Below are 16734 nucleotides of genomic sequence, written 5' to 3'. Positions count from 1 at the left end.
AGCATGAAGCAACACAGTGGTATGAAGGGGTATGATATTGTCGTGTTACTCAAAGTCCTGTCGATGGCAGAAGGCTGGAGTAGCAGCGATCTTGCCGATTCCCTTTTTATCAGCAAATCAAAGATTAACGAATCGTTGAACCGATCTAAAATCGCCAGACTCTTGAGTGTTGATCAAAGAATGGTACATAGGAATGCGTTTTACGAACTCATTGTTCATGGTCTGAAATATGTTTTCCCAACACAGGCGGGTGAAAGGGCTGTCGGTGTTACAACCGGGCATAGTTCGCCCATCCTCAAAGCGTATTTTATATTTGAGGAAAGCGACCAGTATGTATGGCCCAGCGCATACGGCAAGACCGAGGGATATGCCATTCAGCCGTTTTACCCCGAGCAACCGCTTGCAGCGTTAAGTGATCAATTGCTGTATGATAAATTAGCGCTGATCGATGCCATCCGCGCCGGAAGAACCAGGGAACGAAATAAAGCGGCAGAATTACTCAAGGAAATTTTCATGGCGAGATATGGAACGATCATCGAAAGTAGACGAATTACTACAAAACATCAATAACATTCACGAACTGGGTCGCCAGCATGCCTTTGACCTCGGTAATCCCTTTTATGCCAAATACCCGGGCGACGGCGAACATTATACCAAAGAGCTGCCGACTGGTGAAAAGTTTCTTGTAGATATTGAAATCATTATGGATGATAACGATATGCCCGTTCAAATCAAGGATACCATTATAAAAATGTTGTAAGAACAACCTCCATCAAAAAATCCTACTCATTAACAGGCGGCCACCCGGTCGCCTTTTTTATTTACCAATTTCATGAAAAAAATTAGCATAATATGCCTGTGCCTGCTTTGTTGCGGGCGCCTGTTTGCGCAATCCATCATCAAGGATGACGCCGTCGATAACCAAAGCCAGCGGATGGTTTTCCAGCAATGGGACCAGAACAAGTTCTACCCCAAAGCGGGCTTTCTAAGTTTGAACCCTTATTACTGGCTGGTCTGGGGATTGTTCGATCCGAACTACCACAAAACAGATATCCGGCCTTTGAGCGCCACCGGCGAGCAAACTCAGCGCCTGGCGCTGGTCAGTACGATGAACGGTATTGACAACCGTTATAAGCTACAATCGGATACCGCGCGCAATACGGCGCTTTCTCAAATTGCTTCGCAGTCGGGCTTGTTGTCGGATGCCGCCCCCTTATGGTTGCTGTATTATAAGCAGCAATTCAACCCGTTGCTGAATTATTCGTCCGTTTCTATTTTAGGCGGGCTATCGCCGCAGGTCAGCGGCAAGCTGGTTTCCGAGGGGCTATACGGCTGGTACACCGGGGAGTTGGATAAGCTGAAAGAAAGATTGAACGGCGCACGTTCCACCGATATGGACCGGGGTTCACGCATCATGGCTTATTACCGGATGCTGAATGAATATAAGAATTTATCATCGGTCTGGGCCATCCGTACCTCGTCCGCGCAAATGACTTTGGATATGGCGGCGCACCAGCAGTCCCTGCAAAAAGGTACGGTAACTATTCCCAACTGGACACCCAACAGCGATGTGCAGATCGCTAATAAGGTACTCCAAAACGCCAAATACTAATGAAGCAGAAATTAATTTATTTATGCCTGCTGTTTTCCCTGTGGGGAACGGCAGGCTTTGCCCAGACAGCCACTGTCGATACCGCGATCAGCAGGAAGTCTTTGCAATACTTACAGGGCGACGCGGTTTATGAAAGCGGCGTCATGGTCTTTTTAAAGGGCCTCAAAGGTTCGATCTGGAACCATTTCAGTATGTTCATCGGTGATGCGCAGGCATTGGCTGCCATTTTCATGATCATCTTTTTTGCCATCAAAAGTTACGAGATGATGGTCGGCGACAAGCAAATGGAGATCATGCCGCTACTGCGCCCCTTCGGTTTAGCCATGATCATTATATGGTGGGGCGGCTTTGTCAAAATGGTTGCCTTTCCGACGGATCTGGTCGCCCAGCAGACCGAGCAGATGTTTGACAGCGTGCAGAGCGACGTGGATGGCTTGCGCTTCACACGCGCTAACCTGATGCTGCAGGTCGCCAATTCCCTGTATACTTTCCAGGCGCAGGCCGATGTGGCTGAAAAGGAAAGCGACACTTGGTACGGGCAGGCCTGGAATGCGGTGACCAGTACAGTGAAGCAGGGCATTGCCGATGTGGTTTCCCCACTGCTGGAACTGAAGAACCGGCTGACGGTCGGGATGCAATTGCTCTTTACGCAGCTGCTGGAGTTACTCGGCATCTGGATTTTGAGAATAGCTGTGTACATAATTTTCATGATTCAAATTATCTATTCTTCCATCCTGATTATCCTGGGGCCATTCTCCGTAGCGGTAAGTATTTTGCCCGCTTTCCGCGATAGCTTCAGCACCTGGGTTGCGCGTTTTGTGTCGGTTAATTTGTATTCCGGCATCGCTTACCTCATCATGTATTTATGCGGACTAATGCAACAATATGCGCTCACCTCCGAGATCAGCAAGTACCAGGAACTGGTCGGCAAGACAGGCGCGCCTGCGGACATGGCGAAACTGGCAGTATTTGCCGGTAACGGAATTTTATCCTTTGGTACCGTCATTATCGTTTTTGTGATCGGTGCCATCTGTATGTTCACCGTGCCCAGCATTTCTACCTGGATCATTTCTACTTCGGGTGTCAGTTCAGCCGCATCTAACTTCGGCCGTGGTGCCAGTACCATGGCCGGTGCTACCCGTATTGTCGGCAGTTTCATTTAACCTCTTTACCAACCTTTTATGATCGTTAAAAATATCGAAGCCAAAATAAGGCTGGCGACCTGGGTGGCTTTTGGCAGTTTTTTGACTTCCATCGTTTTGTCGGCCATTTGCTGTTCGTATTCCTACCGCCAGGTCAACGATGCCCGCAAAAGTATTTATATTCTGAGCAACGGTATTCCGCTGCAAGCCAATCAAACAGATATGCAGGTGAACCGGCCGGCCGAGTACCGCGCGGACATTGATCTCTTTCACGCACTGTTCTTTTCGCTCACGCCGGATGACAAGTACATTGAATACCAGTTAAAAAAGGCGATGTACCTCGTCGATGAATCAGGTGCCGACCAGGTGAACAACCTGAAGGAGAACGGCTTTTTTAACTCCGTCCTATCATCCAGTTCGGTCATTACGCTGCAAACCGATTCTATTTCCCTGGATATAGCTAAGCGGTATTTCCGCTATTACGGCAAGCTGAAGATCGACCGGCGCAGCTCGACCGTCATCCGTTCGCTCATAACTGAAGGCTACTTGAAAGACATCCCGCGCAGTGACAATAACCCGCACGGCGTGCTCATTGTGAACTGGAAAACGCTCGAAAATAAAGACCTCGAAAATGTTCAGAAAAATACATTCTAACCGCGATCCCAGGGATACGCTGTATAGGGAACTGCGCAAGGAGTTTTCGGTCTATGCGGAGAAGGGCAATAACTTCGGCAAGCAGTTCGCTGCTAAATATCCCCGCCTTCTTTTTGGATTAATGACGGCTCTGCTACTTGCTTCGGCTGTACTGGCGGTATGGCTGCACCCCAAAATGGTGCCGCCTGAAAAAGTCAAAGTAAAGCCGCGAAGCGAAGTATTGAACAGCAGTTTTGACCAAATCCTGGCAGCAGGTGCGGCACTCAAAACGACTATTCATTTACGGCGGCAGGTCGATAGCATTACGGCGAAAAGAGTATTGACTAAGGCCGACAGTTTAACGCTGGTTCAAGATCTGGACAGCCTCCAGCATATTCGTCTCACCTTACCCCATTAGCATTATGTCAATCAATTTAAAACAACCCAAATACATCCTGCCGCTCATCCTGCTGCCTTTCCTGTGCTTGTTCTTCTTTGTTTACCACAGCGGTTTTGCCGCTAAAAAGACCGAAGACAAACCTGTAAATGGTATCAATACTTCGGTCGGGCAAGTTTCCGGCGATGTCCAAAAGAAGCAGCTCGACGATAAGCTGGATGCTTACCGCAATACTTATAAAGAAGGCGATGGCATGACGGCCGTTAATGCCCTGCCAGCCGAAAAAACCACCAACCCCGCCTTTCAAAGCAGTTATTCCGACAAGGAAAAGAAAATGCTGGATTCGATCAATGAAGCGATGAAAGCCAAATATGGCCAGGGGGCGGTCAGCCCGCCGAAGCGAAAAACAGGCGACAACGACCAGGCCATGATCCAGGCGTTAAACGGGCTGAAGAACCGGCATCCTGCTCGAAACAATCCGGGTTCAGCAGATCAGCAAGTCAAAGACCCGATGGAAACGTTCCGGCAGCAGATGGCCTATTTGGACAGCATGAACAAGGCCAATGACCCGGCTATCAAAGCCGAACGGCAAAAGTCTGAAGCCCTGGCGAAAGTGGCCGCGCAAAAAGCCAATGAACCCAAATTAGCTGTCCGGCTGGCCGATGCACCTTCAACGGCATTTAATACCGTGCTGCCGGTAAAGCACCCGGACTTTATTAAGGTAGTCATCGATGAGAACCTGACGGGCTATGCCGGTTCACGTATCCGCCTGCGGCTGCTGGACGATATTGATGCCGGGAGTTACCGCATTCCCAAGGGCACTTATCTCTATGCGCTGATCACCGGCTTTTCCGGGCAGCGTGTGGAGCTGACCGTCAAATCCATTTTGTATGAAAACAAGATCCTGCCGGTCAAATTGCAGGTGTACGACCTTGACGGACTTTCGGGGCTGTATGTGCCGGAGTCGGCTTTTCGTGATTTCACCAAAGACCTCGGCACCAATACCGTACAGGGCGTTACCATTGACGGTGGCGGCACCGGATCGGTGGCCAGCCAGTTCGCCATGAGCACGGCCAGTAAAATGTTTGAATCCACTTCATCGGCTATCGCCGGGTTGATCCATAAGGACAAGGCCAAGATCAAATACAATTCCTACCTCTATTTAATCGATAACGAAGCGCTGGAAAAAGCGCAGCAACATTACTAATCATGAAAAAAATATTCGTATTTCTTGCCGGTTTATTGGCAGGCCTGCACAGCTATGCGCAGCTGACGCCCTTTGCGGAGGGCGTAAAAATGAACGCCTTGCCCATCATTTACCTGCCCGAAAATGTATCGGTGCAGTTCATTTCACCGGAACCGATCCAGTACGTGGATATTTCGGCCAAATCGGTCATCGGCGATCTGCCGCTTAAAAACGTGCTGCGTATCCGCATAAAGGATTCGATCAGTTCGGCCGATGCGGTGATTACCATTGCCGGGGAAAAGTTTATGGCACAATACCATGTGATCCGGGCCGATTCTGTTACCGCCAGGGATAGCCGCACCGAAATTACCATCAATCCCGGCGACACCCGCCCGCTGGATATTTCGGGCATCGGGCTTTCGCAAAACCAGCTAAAGCAGTTAGCGCTTAACCTGTTTTGTAAACGGCCGGGCCACGCGATTGAAAAAACGAAAGCGTTCGACCTGAAAGCAGAACTGTACCATATCTATACCGCGGATGATTATGTATTCATTGACCTGGGTTACCGGAATAAAACGAACCTGGCTTATAATATTGAAGACTTCCGTTTTCATATTGATGATAAAAAGATCACCAAGGCCACCAATGTACAGTCGGTTGAACTGAAGCCTGAATTCATCTTATTAAATAACCCGCTTTTTCAAAAGACCTACCGCAACATCATCGTCCTGAAAAAAATGACCTTTCCGGGGAACAAGGTACTGCACATCGAATTGAGCGAAAAGCAGATTTCTGGTAGGGTGATCACTTTAAATATCAGCTATCAAGATGTGCTCGATGCAGATGTAATCCCGGTTAATTAATAATACTGTATTTTTGAATGGCATGAAAAAACGCGTAGACCTTTCTCAAATATTTCCCAAATATGTTTTTTGGGATGCGGACCCGAGCCGCCTCGATGTGGAGCGCGATTTAGGCCTGATCATTCCGCGCGCGTTGTTTGTGACAGACGAAACTAACTTTGAAATGAACATTCAGAAATTAGAAAACCTCTATTCCAAAGAAACCATTCTATCAACACTGCAATACACCAGGGAAAATATTAGCAACAAGGTTTGCGAATTGGTTGCCAAACGCTACCAGGTTGAACCGTTTTATAGGTGGTCGATTAAATAAAATCTTGATTTTAGTTTAATGCGACGGTAATCCCATCCACTCAATAATTAGCTGCCCCTCCAGGCGGCTTTTTTTATGCCTTTCTTTTTATGCATCCTTTAAAGCTACTGGAGCCGGACGAACGCGAACGCTATGATTATTTGCAGAAAGTCTTCGAGGAAGAATTTGAGCAAACCCACCTGGCATTTCACGTCAGTGGCATCCTCATTTATGAGATGCTGAACCTGCTGGCTGCCTGCAAATACTTGTTTGATGAGTTCGGTTTCCCCGAAAGCGAGGACAGCCGCCTGTTGCGTTACGCCGTCACCGGCACTATTGCCGAATACCTGGAAGGAGATTTAGCCCATGGCTTTTAACAGTTCAAAAAAACTGTCCGGTAATATCGATGCGCTGCGCATCGCCTTATCGGAACAGGAAAGTTATACCCCGGAAGAAGTGGAGGTATTGAAAGGCTATGCCGGGTTCGGTGGCCTGAAAGCCATCCTGTTCGGTGCCGGGCCTGTAGAAGAATGGGTACAGCAAAATGCCTCCGCCAATGATCTGAAATTGCATCCGTTAGTGATCGTCTTGCATGAGCTGCTCCGGGAGAAATTATCGCCTGCCGATTACAAGTCGGCCATCGACGGGATGAAAAGCAGCATCCAGACGGCATTTTATACGCCGGAACTGGTGCCGGGTGCTTTGTATGCCGCCATGAAGGATCAGGGCATATTGCCGCAGCACCTGTATGAGCCGAGCAGCGGGGCCGGTATTTTTATCACTGAAGCGGTTAAGGCCTTCCCGGACTTGCAGGAGATCAACGCGGTAGAAAAGGATGAACTGACCGGCAGCATTTTGATGGCGCTAACGCAGTCCATATCCGTAAACAGTATTGTTCAGATTCGCGGATTTGAAGAAACAGTCCCGGACGAAAAAGGCAAATACGATTTCATAACCAGTAATATCCCCTTCGGTAATTTCAAGGTCTTCGACCCGGCCTACCAGGGCAGTACCGTAACCAACAAGATCCATGATTATTTCTTTGCCAAGGGCCTGGATAAATTGGGAGACGGCGGCCTGCTGGCTTATTTAGTTACGGATGCCTTTTTAAACACGGCTTCCAATACACTGGGACGTAAGCATGTCTTTACCTCGGCGGATTTTATCAGCCTGTCCGTCCTGCCGGATAATTTGATGAAGGATACTGCCAATACGGAAGCCCCGAGCCATTTGCTCCTGGTGCAGAAGAACGATCATAAAGAAGCTTTTACCCCGGCTGAATTGTTGCTGATCGAAACGGTCGAGCAGGAAAATAGCTACGGCAAATTTTCGGTCAATGCCTATATCGACCGGCACCCAGAACTGCGCCTGGGCGACACCACCGGCGAGGGGAAAAATCAGTATGGCAAGCCAAGCCAGATGCTCTGGCAGAAAGGCCCGCTGGAAGATATCCGGCAACCGCTGATGGAACAGATAGCGGAAGGCCTGGCAGCGAATTTTGACCGGGATCGCTGGAAAGCATTACAGGAGCAACTGGATGAGGAAAGGTCAGCCATTAAATCCGGCAATAAAACCGTGGCCAACGCACGGTTTTTTACTTTTCTGCCCATGCCGGAACTACCTGCTGGTGATGTCTCAACACAAGGGCAGTTAGGCCTTTTTGATGCGCCGACTTTTAATAATGACCAGGCCCACGGTTATTTATCCGATCTGGACAGGGTCTTTGTTGATCCGGCCACCGGCAGGCAGATCAGTACCATCCGCACGACCACCCGGCCTGAGCATGACAGTATTGTGCTGATCACCGCGCAAGCCAAATCTTCCGGCCGCTACCTGTACAAATTATACAGTAATGTGCAGGAGCTGAGTTTTTCCAACAAATGGGTCAGCGGTAATACGCTAACCTATGAACTCAAAGCTTTATCGGCCAAACTCAAACAATTCGGGCATGATTACCGCTACGAGGGTGACCGGAGTTTAGAACCTGTTTTTGAATTACTGCCCGATAGGCCGGTGCCCTTCACCAATATCAAGCCTTTTTATAAGCGGGATACTTTGGTGATCCATGAAGGCAAGGCGGGTCTGACCGGCCTGATCGAGAACGGCCAGGCGGACTTTAAGCCGTTTGATAGTCAAGTTGATTTGTCGTTTTTCCGGCAATACATTGCCCTGCGCGATAGCTATATGGAACTGTACGCGAAGGAAGTGGAAGCCTTACAGGTGCAGCCGCACTTGCGGGTGTTGCTCAACCGCAATTATCAAAGCTTTACCGGGAAATTTGGTGACCTGAATAAAGGCAGCAACCGGAACAAGATTTTACAGGATGCCGCGTTGGGTTTCGTGGTACTGTCCTCCTTGGAGCGACGCGAAAATGAAGCCTGGTCAAAAGCCGATATCTTCTTTGGCCCGGTGTTCGCGCAGCAGGAAGACCTGCACACCGATGATCCGGCAGAGGCCCTGGCTCGTAGCCTGAATGATAAGGGCATCGTTGACCTGGATTATATGAGTACCATGACCGGGCTGGACGAATACGCGATCGTCCGGCAGCTGGACGGCAAGATATTGATGAATCCGGTCAGCCGCACCTGGGAAACCAATGACAGCTACCTGTCCGGGAACGTGGTGCAGAAATTGGAGTTGACGGAGCGGGCGGCGGAGGCGCATCCTGATGATTTACAGATCGCACGCAGTCTGGCAGCGATCCGGCGGGTACAGCCCGAGAAAATACCTTTTGAATTACTGGATTTTAACCTGGGCGAACGCTGGATGCCGGTGGAATACTACCAGCAATTTGCCAGCGACCTGTTTGGCCTGGACACGCATATCGAATACTTTTCCTCCGCAGACAGTTTCAAAGTCACCTATAAGAACGGGAACGCCAAGACCGACGAGGAATTCGCGATCATGCCAAAGTCCGGCATCAAAATGAAAGGCGCGGCGCTGTTGGAACATGCGCTGGAAAATACCAGTCCGTATTTCAGCTATAAGGTCGGTACCGGTGATAACGCCGTCAGGCTGCCGGACAACGAAGCCATCCAGTTGGGGCACCAAAAGATCGAATCGATCCGCAGCCGCTTCGAGGAATGGCTGCGCGAACTGCCGGGCAGCGAGAAGAACGCCATTGAAAATTTATATAACCAAACCTTTAATTGCTATGTGCTGCGCGAATATGACGGCAGCCATCTGGCCTTTCCCGGTCTTGACCGCAAGGCATTGGGAATCGAAGACTTATACAGTTCGCAGCGTAACGCCGCCTGGCGCATCATTCAGAACCGGGGTGCCCTGATCGATCATGAAGTGGGCTTAGGTAAAACTTTGACCATGATCGTTGCCGCTCAGGAAATGAAACGGTTAGGTATCGTGCAAAAGCCGATGATCCTGGCGCTCAAAGCCAATGTTGGGCAGATCAGCGATACCTACCGCAAGGCTTATCCACATGCCAAAATACTGGCACCCGGTGAAAATGATTTTACCCCGGTCAAGCGTCAAACGCTGTTTCACCAGATCAAGAACAACAATTGGGACTGCATTATCCTGACGCATGACCAGTTTGGTAAGATCCCGCAGTCGCCGGAAGTGCAGCAGGAGATCATGCAAGCCGAACTCGATAATATCCAGGCCGACCTCGATACGCTCAAATCATTGGGCGGCGAGGTTTCGCGATCGATATTGAAAGGGCTGGAACTGCGCAAAAAGAACCTCGAAGCCAAATTGGAGGGCGTTTTATATACGCTGGAAAATAAAAAGGACGCGGGCATCAATTTCCTGGAAATGAACATCGACCACCTGTTCGTCGATGAATCCCATAAGTTCAAGAACCTCACCTTTACTACCCGCCACAACCGCGTGGCCGGTTTGGGTAACCAGGACGGCAGCCAAAAGGCATTGAATATGCTGTTTGCGGTCAGGACTTTACAGCAGAAGTTTGATGCCGACCTGTGTGTCACGTTCTTATCGGGTACGCCAATCTCCAACAGTTTAACGGAAATGTATTTGATCTTCAAATACCTGCGGCCAAACGAGTTTGAACGGCAGAGCATCAGCAACTTTGATGCCTGGGCTGCGGTATTCGCCAAAAAGACAACCGACTTTGAGTTTTCGGTCACCAACCAGATCACCGCCAAAGAGCGCTTCCGTCATTTTATCAAAGTGCCCGAACTGGCGCTGTTTTATAATGAGATCACCGATTATAAAACGGCGAAACATATCAACCTGGATAAGCCGGAGCTATCGGAAACATTGGTGAACATTCACCCAACACCCGACCAGCAGGACTTTATCAAAAAGCTGATGCAGTTTGCTGAAACCGGCGACGCGACCTTATTGGGCCGTCCCCGCCTGAGCGCCGAGGAAGATAATGCCCGGATGCTGATCGCCACCAATTACGCCAAGAAAATGTCGGCGGATATGCGGCTGATCGATCCGGATTATGAAGACCACCCGGATAATAAGGTCAATGTCTGCGCACGCAAGATTGCCGAAATGTATAACCTGAGCACCGAACATAAAGGAACGCAAATTGTGTTCAGCGACGTCGGAACACCAAAGCAGGGGGTATTCAATATCTATGATGCGCTGAAAGAAAAGCTGGTGCGGGATTTTGACATTCCGGCGCACGAGATCACTTATATCCACGACTGGACGGACCGTCAAAAACCGGAACTATTCCGCAAGATGAATGCCGGGGAAATCAGGCTGTTATTAGGCAGCACGGAAAAAGCCGGCACCGGTTTGAACGTTCAGGCACGGGTTTTAGCCATGCACCATTTTGACACACCGTGGCGTCCGAGCGACCTGGAGCAGCGCGACGGCAGAGGTGCCAGGCAGGGTAACTGGCTGGCCAAAAAGCACTACGATAATAAGGTGCTGAACTTTATTTATGGGGTCGAGCAATCGCTGGATGCCTATAAGTTCAACTTGTTGAAGAACAAGCAGACCTTTATTTCGCAGATGAAGGCCTGCGAGCTGAATGTACGTACCCTCGATGAGGGCGCTTTGGATGAAAAAAGCGGGATGAACTTTTCGGAGTATATCGCGATCCTTTCAGGCGATACAACCCTTTTGGAAAAGACAAAGGTGGAAAAGAAAGTAGCCCAATTGGAAGGCTGGAAATCAGCCCACTTCCGCGAAGTTGCCCGCAACCGTTACAGCCTGGAAGCCGCCGAAAAACGTTTGGGCGAAATTAAGGGCACGATGGACGGCCTGTTGCAAGACGAGGCGCTTTACACTTCCCAATTAAAACATAATAAAGAGGGCAATAAATTAAACCCGATACAATTGACGGATTTTCCATCTGCGGATGCAGAGGCATTAGGCAATAAAATCATTGCGCTGTATAAAGGCTGGCAACCCGCTAAAGGCGAGCCGGAAGAAAAGCAAATTGGCACCTTATACGGGTTTAACCTCTATATCCGGCAGCAACGCGAAGGTTATGAGGACCAGGGACTGTTCAAGTACCGGATGCAAAACCACCTGTTTGCCGAAGGGCCGGGCGGCATTAAATACCAGGCTAACGGCGGTAACCCGAACATAGATAATCCTAAGCTGGCGGCACGCTATTTTCTCAATGCCATTGATAAGGTCACCGGCTTACGGGAAAAGTACGAAAATGAGCAAACCGAACTACTTGCAGAGGTGCCAACTTTAACCGAGTTAAGTCAAAAGACCTTTGAAAAAGAACAGGAACTGGTCGAGCTGCGGGTAGAGCTGCGCAGGCTGGAACAGGAAATTGCTGCCAAGATCAAGGCGACGCAAAAGCAGGCCGCGCCCGAAGAAGAACAGGCAGAAGAACAGTTTGTAGAACAAGAGCAAACAGATACGCTCGACCATTCCGAAAACCTAAAGCCGCTTCGCGCCGCCGCTTTGGGTCAGCAGGATTATCCTGCTCAGGGCATTTTATAAACTATCCAATTGCTATGATTGTATTCGAGCACCTGCGCTGCCCTTTGCATCGCTACACTTTTTCGGTTCGCCCGATCCGCTTGTGGGTGGAGCAGCATTGTGAAGGCCGGGTGCTCAATTTGTTTGCCGGGCCGACCATGCTCGATGTGATTGAGATACGCAATGACCTTGACCCGGCGATGCCCGCCGATTATCATTTAGATGCGCTGGCATTGTTACGGAACTGGACCGGCGACAGTTTTAATACGATCTTGCTTGACCCGCCTTATGCAATGCGCAAAAGTATGGAGCTGTATAAAGGCCATATCTGTAGCCCCTTCCGGCAGTTGAAGGACGAAATACCGCGCTGCCTGTCGCCGGGCGGTATCGTCATCACTTTTGGCTACCATTCTATCGTGATGGGGGCTGGCCGCAAATTTTCGTTGGAGCGGGTCGCCCTGTTCAGTCATGGCGGGGCGATCCATGATACGATTGCCAGCATCGAGCGTTACCATCCTGACCCTTAATAAAAAGACATTTGTTTATGATACCGGTACATTTATGGCGACTATCGCCGAAAATGTGTTAGTTTGATAAACTAGTCTGAGATTTGCGCTATACAATTGGAGAATTTAGTACGATACTATTGGCGCGATTATTGTCAATTTTCTCTATATCAAAGATAATATATCCAATATTTTGTATATTTGTGTATTAATAAAGATATAAGTTATGGCAACTCCAATAAAAGCAACCCCAATTCTGAGTGGTTCTTCCTCACGGAAGTTCAATCAGGTGCTTGTATCTGAACAAACTCAGAAAGTATCAACCCAGGAACGTCAGCGTATCCAGTCATTAGTGGAAAAAGTCCTGACAAAAAAAGTGGCTAAATAACGTTGGCACTGTCGGATCTGTTCTTTTCTGAGCTTTCAGCACAGTCACTTCTTGATACATTTGATTGCGGATTAGAAGATATCACATCCTTTCTGCGTGATGACGCTTTAAATTACCAGTCGCAAGGCATGGCCAACACTTACCTGTTTCAGGATGAGGCAGGGAACATTAAAGCCTATTTCAGTATATCCAATGATTGCCTAAATGATTTGGGCGATACGAAAGGTTACAGTAATACGATTTGGAATCGTCTGCACAGGCTGATCAAAATTCCCAATGAAAAACGGATCAGGCAATATCCTTCCATAAAGATTGGCCGCTTGGGTGTACATACTGATCTGCACGGATCGGGAATTGCTTATGAAATGATGGACTTTATAAAAGGCTGGGTCATAATTGACCACAAACCTGCAGTAAGGCTACTCATTCTTGACGCGATCAATGAGGAAAAACAGCAGAAATATTATAACCGGAATGGTTTTAAATTTTTGCTTGACTCGGATACCAGCTCCAAGACCCGCATTATGTATTATGATTTGTTGAAGCTGACCTGATCAGGTTCTTTAGAATTACTGATTTTTGATTACCGCTGCCCGTAGCGGTTTTTTTATGTCCGGCCCGTTCGTGGCTTTTTTTATTTAACGATTTTTATGGAAGAAACGCACGAGCAGCATAAGCTGCACGGCTTTATGCAATGCCTCATCTATGTCTCCATTGCGCTCGAAGCCGCCATATTCGTTTACAAGCAAGCTCCGTTCTGGGGCTTTTTTTATGGGCCGGTCGAAAAGCTGAGCCATGTGCTTATTTACAGTAATCTATTGTACAGCAAGCTGGCGACGCTCTTTTTGATCTGCCTGGTCAGTATCGGCACTTTGGCTAAAAAGAAACAGGAGCTTGATCCGAAGCTGCATATCCTTTACCCGCTGGCTTTAGGATTATTGCTGTTTTTTGGCAGTGCATTTTTATACGGGCGGGCTGGCGCTTTGGCCTTTGCTTTTACCACGTGGTGGGATTTAGGTTACATGCTTGGTTCGCTGTTTGGGGCTATCCTCATCAGCGTATCGATGGATAACGTTTCCAAAATGATCCGCTCCGGTTTGGGTAAGGATATTTGGAATGTGGAGGGTGAAAGCTTTATGCAGCCGGTCAAGCCGGTGGTTACGCCTTATTCTGTGAATATCCCGATGCTTTTTTATTTCAAGGGCAAAGTCCGGGATGGGTGGATCAATATCGTCAATCCGTTCCGGGCTACCATCTTGATCGGTACGCCAGGCTCCGGCAAGTCATTCGGGATCGTTAATCCCTTTATTCGCCAGCTGATCGCGAAGGAATTTTGCTGCTGCGTCTATGATTATAAGTTTCCCGATCTTGGGAAAATAGCTTATTACCATTATCTGCTGGCCAAACAGCGGGGCAAGTGCAAAGGCTATGATTTCCATGTCATTAATTTAAATGATGTGGAGCGCAGCCGCCGTACCAATCCCTGGCGGAGTGATTACCTGAAGACCCTGGCGGACGCATCAGAAAGCGCAGAGGGTTTGGTGGAAGCCATGAAGAAAGGTGACAAGAGCGGCGGCAGCGATCAGTTCTTTACGCAGTCTGCGGTTAACTTCTTAGCGGCCTGTGTCTATTTTTTCAGTAAACATGCCGGTGGTAAATATTCCAGCCTGCCGCATGTGCTGTCTTTCCTTAATCATTCTTACGAAGATATTTTTAATACGCTGTTCTCAGAACCGGAACTGGTATCACTGTTGTCGCCATTTAAAACGGCCTATGTGGCTAAAGCCTTTCCGCAGTTGGAAGGACAGATCGGTACCCTGAAAATATTTATTTCCCGACTGGCTACGAAGGAGACGTTTTGGGTTTTTTCGGGTGATGACTTTAACCTCAAAATATCGGATAAAAATACGCCCGGTATGGTGGTACTGGCTAACGACCCAAGCACGCAGAATATCAATTCGGCTTGCTATTCCGTGGTCATGAACCGCCTGACCAAGCTGATCAACAGCAAAGGCAACCTGCCGTCGGCGCTGATCATTGACGAAATTCCCACCTTATATATTTATAAGATCGATAACCTGCAAGCTGTTGCCAGGTCGAATAAGGTGGCCATCCTGATGGGATTGCAGGAATTGCCGCAGTTCAATCAACACTACGGTAAAGATACCGCAGCCACCATTACCGCGGTCGTCGGCAATGTGCTGGCCGGTTCCGTCCGGAATAAAGAAACGTTGGACTGGCTGGAACGGATATTTGGCAAGAACAAACAGATCGGCGAAAGCCTGTCTATTGACCGTAATAAAACCTCCACTTCCTTACAGGAGAAACTCGAACCCTTGATTCCCGCCGGTAAAATGGCCTCTTTAAATACGGGGGAAATGGTAGGGCTGATCGCGGCCGACGTCCAGGAAGTCTATACCGGCAAGTTTGAAACCTCGGCCATCAATTGCAAAGTGAACCTGAATACCGCTGAGCTTGCCACTGAAGAAGCAGGTTACCGCGACCTGCCGGTCTATTATGACTTTGCCGGGCGCAAGGATGAGGTACTGCGCGAAAATTTTATGCGCATTAATAAGGAGGTAGAAGCCATCGTCGAAAGTTTCCGCAAACCTATCCCGCAGGTCGAAGTGCTGCCCAAAGGCAGCATGACGCCGAAGAAAAAATAAAAATCCTTTAAAATAATAAGCTTATGAAACCAACGGATGAACTCACCGGGACATCGGTATTGGTGCATCCCGACTTTGATGACGATCCGGCGCAAAAACAAGGTCAGGTCGGAATGATCACCGGCGCTAAGCTGGAAACCGATGATATCTATGTCAGCTTCGGTAAAGGCGAGAATGCGCGTTACAGTACCAATGCGCTATTGGTCTTTAAACCTGCCGATGTGATCTACGAATTGCTGATGAACGAAGCACGCAAAGCGAATTATGATGATTTCAAGGCGCTGTTCCAGGTGAACTTAATGCAGCAGCATGGCTTAACGCCCTTAGTGCGCAAGGCGATGGAATTTGTGAAGGACAATAAGGTGGTGCGGGAATTCGCCATGGACACGCTGGAAAACCAGTTGGAGATCAATCAAAACAGGGGCTATGAATACTAAAAACTATAAACCTTTACAGGAGCAGATCGCTGAAAAGCTCATCGCCGCTTTGCAGGAAGGTACATCGCCTTTTCAAAAGCCCTGGACAGATGATAATTCTTCGGGTTATAGGACCCCGCTCAACCCGACAACCGGTAAGAACTATCGCGGCATGAATGCATTCTGGCTAGCGATGCAAGGTTACGACGACCCGCGCTGGCTGACCTTTAAACAGGCAGCTGCCAGCAAATGGTCCGTTATGAAGGGTGCCAGATCGACCATGATCACTTATGTTAAAAAATTTGATCTAAAACCCATCCTGGATGAAAAAGGCAGGCCGGTGCTTGATTCGGATGGAAACCCAAAAAAAGCGCAGATTAAACTGGCCAGACCAATGTTTATCAATGCGCTGGTGTTTAACGGCGAACAGATCAACGGCATCCCGCCCTGGCAACAGGATTTAAGTGAAAAACAGGCTGAGCAGCCATGGTCGGCCATCGAAAGGGCCGAACAAATTATCCGGTCAAGCCAGGCAGTTATCAAACATGGCGGCAACGAAGCATATTATGCACCATCGCGTGACCGGATACAAATACCTAAAAAAGAGCAATTCGATTCCGCTGCCAAATATTATGCTACCCTTTTGCATGAATTGGGTCATAATGCCGCGTGAATGATTATGCCGAATGAGACCAGCATAGATGTGCTAAGGTCGTTTTTTAAGTATATACATGCGGCATAATTTTGAAATGA

At 48.6% G+C, this 16734-nt stretch carries 17 protein-coding genes; all 17 read left to right on the top strand.

Annotated elements, in window-relative coordinates:
• Positions 1-3 precede the first annotated feature (3 nt).
• The 17 genes from BLS59_RS19770 (at position 4) to BLS59_RS19695 (ending at position 16654) form a co-directional block, all read left to right on the top strand.
• Positions 4-570 carry a hypothetical protein gene (locus BLS59_RS19770; protein ID WP_091151813.1) on the top strand — a complete coding sequence of 189 codons (567 nt, stop codon included), beginning with the start codon at positions 4-6 and terminating at the stop codon, positions 568-570.
• A complete protein-coding gene (locus tag BLS59_RS19765; protein ID WP_091151811.1) occupies positions 524-760 on the top strand; it encodes a hypothetical protein in 237 nt (78 codons plus the stop codon). Before BLS59_RS19770 ends, BLS59_RS19765 begins: the two co-directional genes overlap by 47 nt.
• Positions 761-832: 72 nt before the next feature.
• The gene (locus BLS59_RS19760; RefSeq protein ID WP_091151809.1) at positions 833-1612 is read left to right on the top strand and encodes a hypothetical protein; all 780 of its coding nucleotides are present in this window, start codon (positions 833-835) and stop codon (positions 1610-1612) included.
• Complete coding sequence (locus BLS59_RS19755) at positions 1612-2775, top strand: TraJ family protein (RefSeq protein WP_091151806.1); 1164 nt, start codon at positions 1612-1614, stop codon at positions 2773-2775. The genes BLS59_RS19760 and BLS59_RS19755 overlap by 1 nt, the downstream gene beginning before the upstream one ends.
• An 18-nt stretch (positions 2776-2793) precedes the next feature.
• The gene (traK, locus tag BLS59_RS19750; RefSeq protein WP_091151804.1) at positions 2794-3408 is read left to right on the top strand and encodes a conjugative transposon protein TraK; all 615 of its coding nucleotides are present in this window, start codon (positions 2794-2796) and stop codon (positions 3406-3408) included.
• Entirely contained in the window at positions 3386-3805 is a 420-nt protein-coding gene (locus BLS59_RS19745; protein WP_091151802.1) for a hypothetical protein, read from the top strand. The genes traK and BLS59_RS19745 overlap by 23 nt, the downstream gene beginning before the upstream one ends.
• A gap of 4 nt (positions 3806-3809) precedes the next feature.
• Positions 3810-4991 (top strand): conjugative transposon protein TraM, encoded by a 1182-nt coding sequence (gene traM / locus BLS59_RS19740; RefSeq protein WP_091151801.1) that lies wholly within the window; start codon positions 3810-3812, stop codon positions 4989-4991.
• A 2-nt stretch (positions 4992-4993) separates the two neighbouring features.
• Positions 4994-5833, top strand: coding sequence for a conjugative transposon protein TraN (gene traN, locus BLS59_RS19735; RefSeq protein WP_091151799.1), 840 nt, complete (start codon positions 4994-4996; stop codon positions 5831-5833).
• A gap of 22 nt (positions 5834-5855) precedes the next feature.
• Positions 5856-6146, top strand: coding sequence for a DUF6922 domain-containing protein (locus BLS59_RS19730; protein ID WP_091151798.1), 291 nt, complete (start codon positions 5856-5858; stop codon positions 6144-6146).
• Between the two features lie 140 nt (positions 6147-6286).
• Positions 6287-6502, top strand: coding sequence for a hypothetical protein (locus BLS59_RS19725; RefSeq protein ID WP_143014178.1), 216 nt, complete (start codon positions 6287-6289; stop codon positions 6500-6502).
• Positions 6492-12026 carry a helicase-related protein gene (locus BLS59_RS19720; RefSeq protein ID WP_091151794.1) on the top strand — a complete coding sequence of 1845 codons (5535 nt, stop codon included), beginning with the start codon at positions 6492-6494 and terminating at the stop codon, positions 12024-12026. The genes BLS59_RS19725 and BLS59_RS19720 overlap by 11 nt, the downstream gene beginning before the upstream one ends.
• 14 nt (positions 12027-12040) lie before the next feature.
• Complete coding sequence (locus BLS59_RS19715; RefSeq protein WP_091151792.1) at positions 12041-12532, top strand: RsmD family RNA methyltransferase; 492 nt, start codon at positions 12041-12043, stop codon at positions 12530-12532.
• A 205-nt stretch (positions 12533-12737) separates the two neighbouring features.
• Complete coding sequence (locus BLS59_RS31675; RefSeq protein WP_162842700.1) at positions 12738-12899, top strand: hypothetical protein; 162 nt, start codon at positions 12738-12740, stop codon at positions 12897-12899.
• Between the two features lie 2 nt (positions 12900-12901).
• Positions 12902-13453 (top strand): N-acetyltransferase, encoded by a 552-nt coding sequence (locus BLS59_RS19710; RefSeq protein ID WP_143014177.1) that lies wholly within the window; start codon positions 12902-12904, stop codon positions 13451-13453.
• A 96-nt stretch (positions 13454-13549) separates the two neighbouring features.
• Positions 13550-15565 carry a type IV secretion system DNA-binding domain-containing protein gene (locus tag BLS59_RS19705; protein WP_091151788.1) on the top strand — a complete coding sequence of 672 codons (2016 nt, stop codon included), beginning with the start codon at positions 13550-13552 and terminating at the stop codon, positions 15563-15565.
• A 23-nt stretch (positions 15566-15588) separates the two neighbouring features.
• Complete coding sequence (locus tag BLS59_RS19700) at positions 15589-16002, top strand: hypothetical protein (protein WP_091151786.1); 414 nt, start codon at positions 15589-15591, stop codon at positions 16000-16002.
• Positions 15992-16654: an ArdC-like ssDNA-binding domain-containing protein gene (locus BLS59_RS19695; protein ID WP_091151784.1), complete on the top strand. Its 663-nt coding sequence runs from the start codon at positions 15992-15994 to the stop codon at positions 16652-16654. The genes BLS59_RS19700 and BLS59_RS19695 overlap by 11 nt, the downstream gene beginning before the upstream one ends.
• The last annotated feature ends 80 nt before the right edge of the window (positions 16655-16734 follow it).

Origin of the sequence: Mucilaginibacter pineti (assembly GCF_900101875.1) — a bacterium.
Lineage (GTDB): Bacteria > Bacteroidota > Bacteroidia > Sphingobacteriales > Sphingobacteriaceae > Mucilaginibacter > Mucilaginibacter pineti.
The sequence above is the reverse complement of the archived record's forward strand: the minus strand, read 5'-3'. Positions and strand labels throughout refer to the sequence as shown.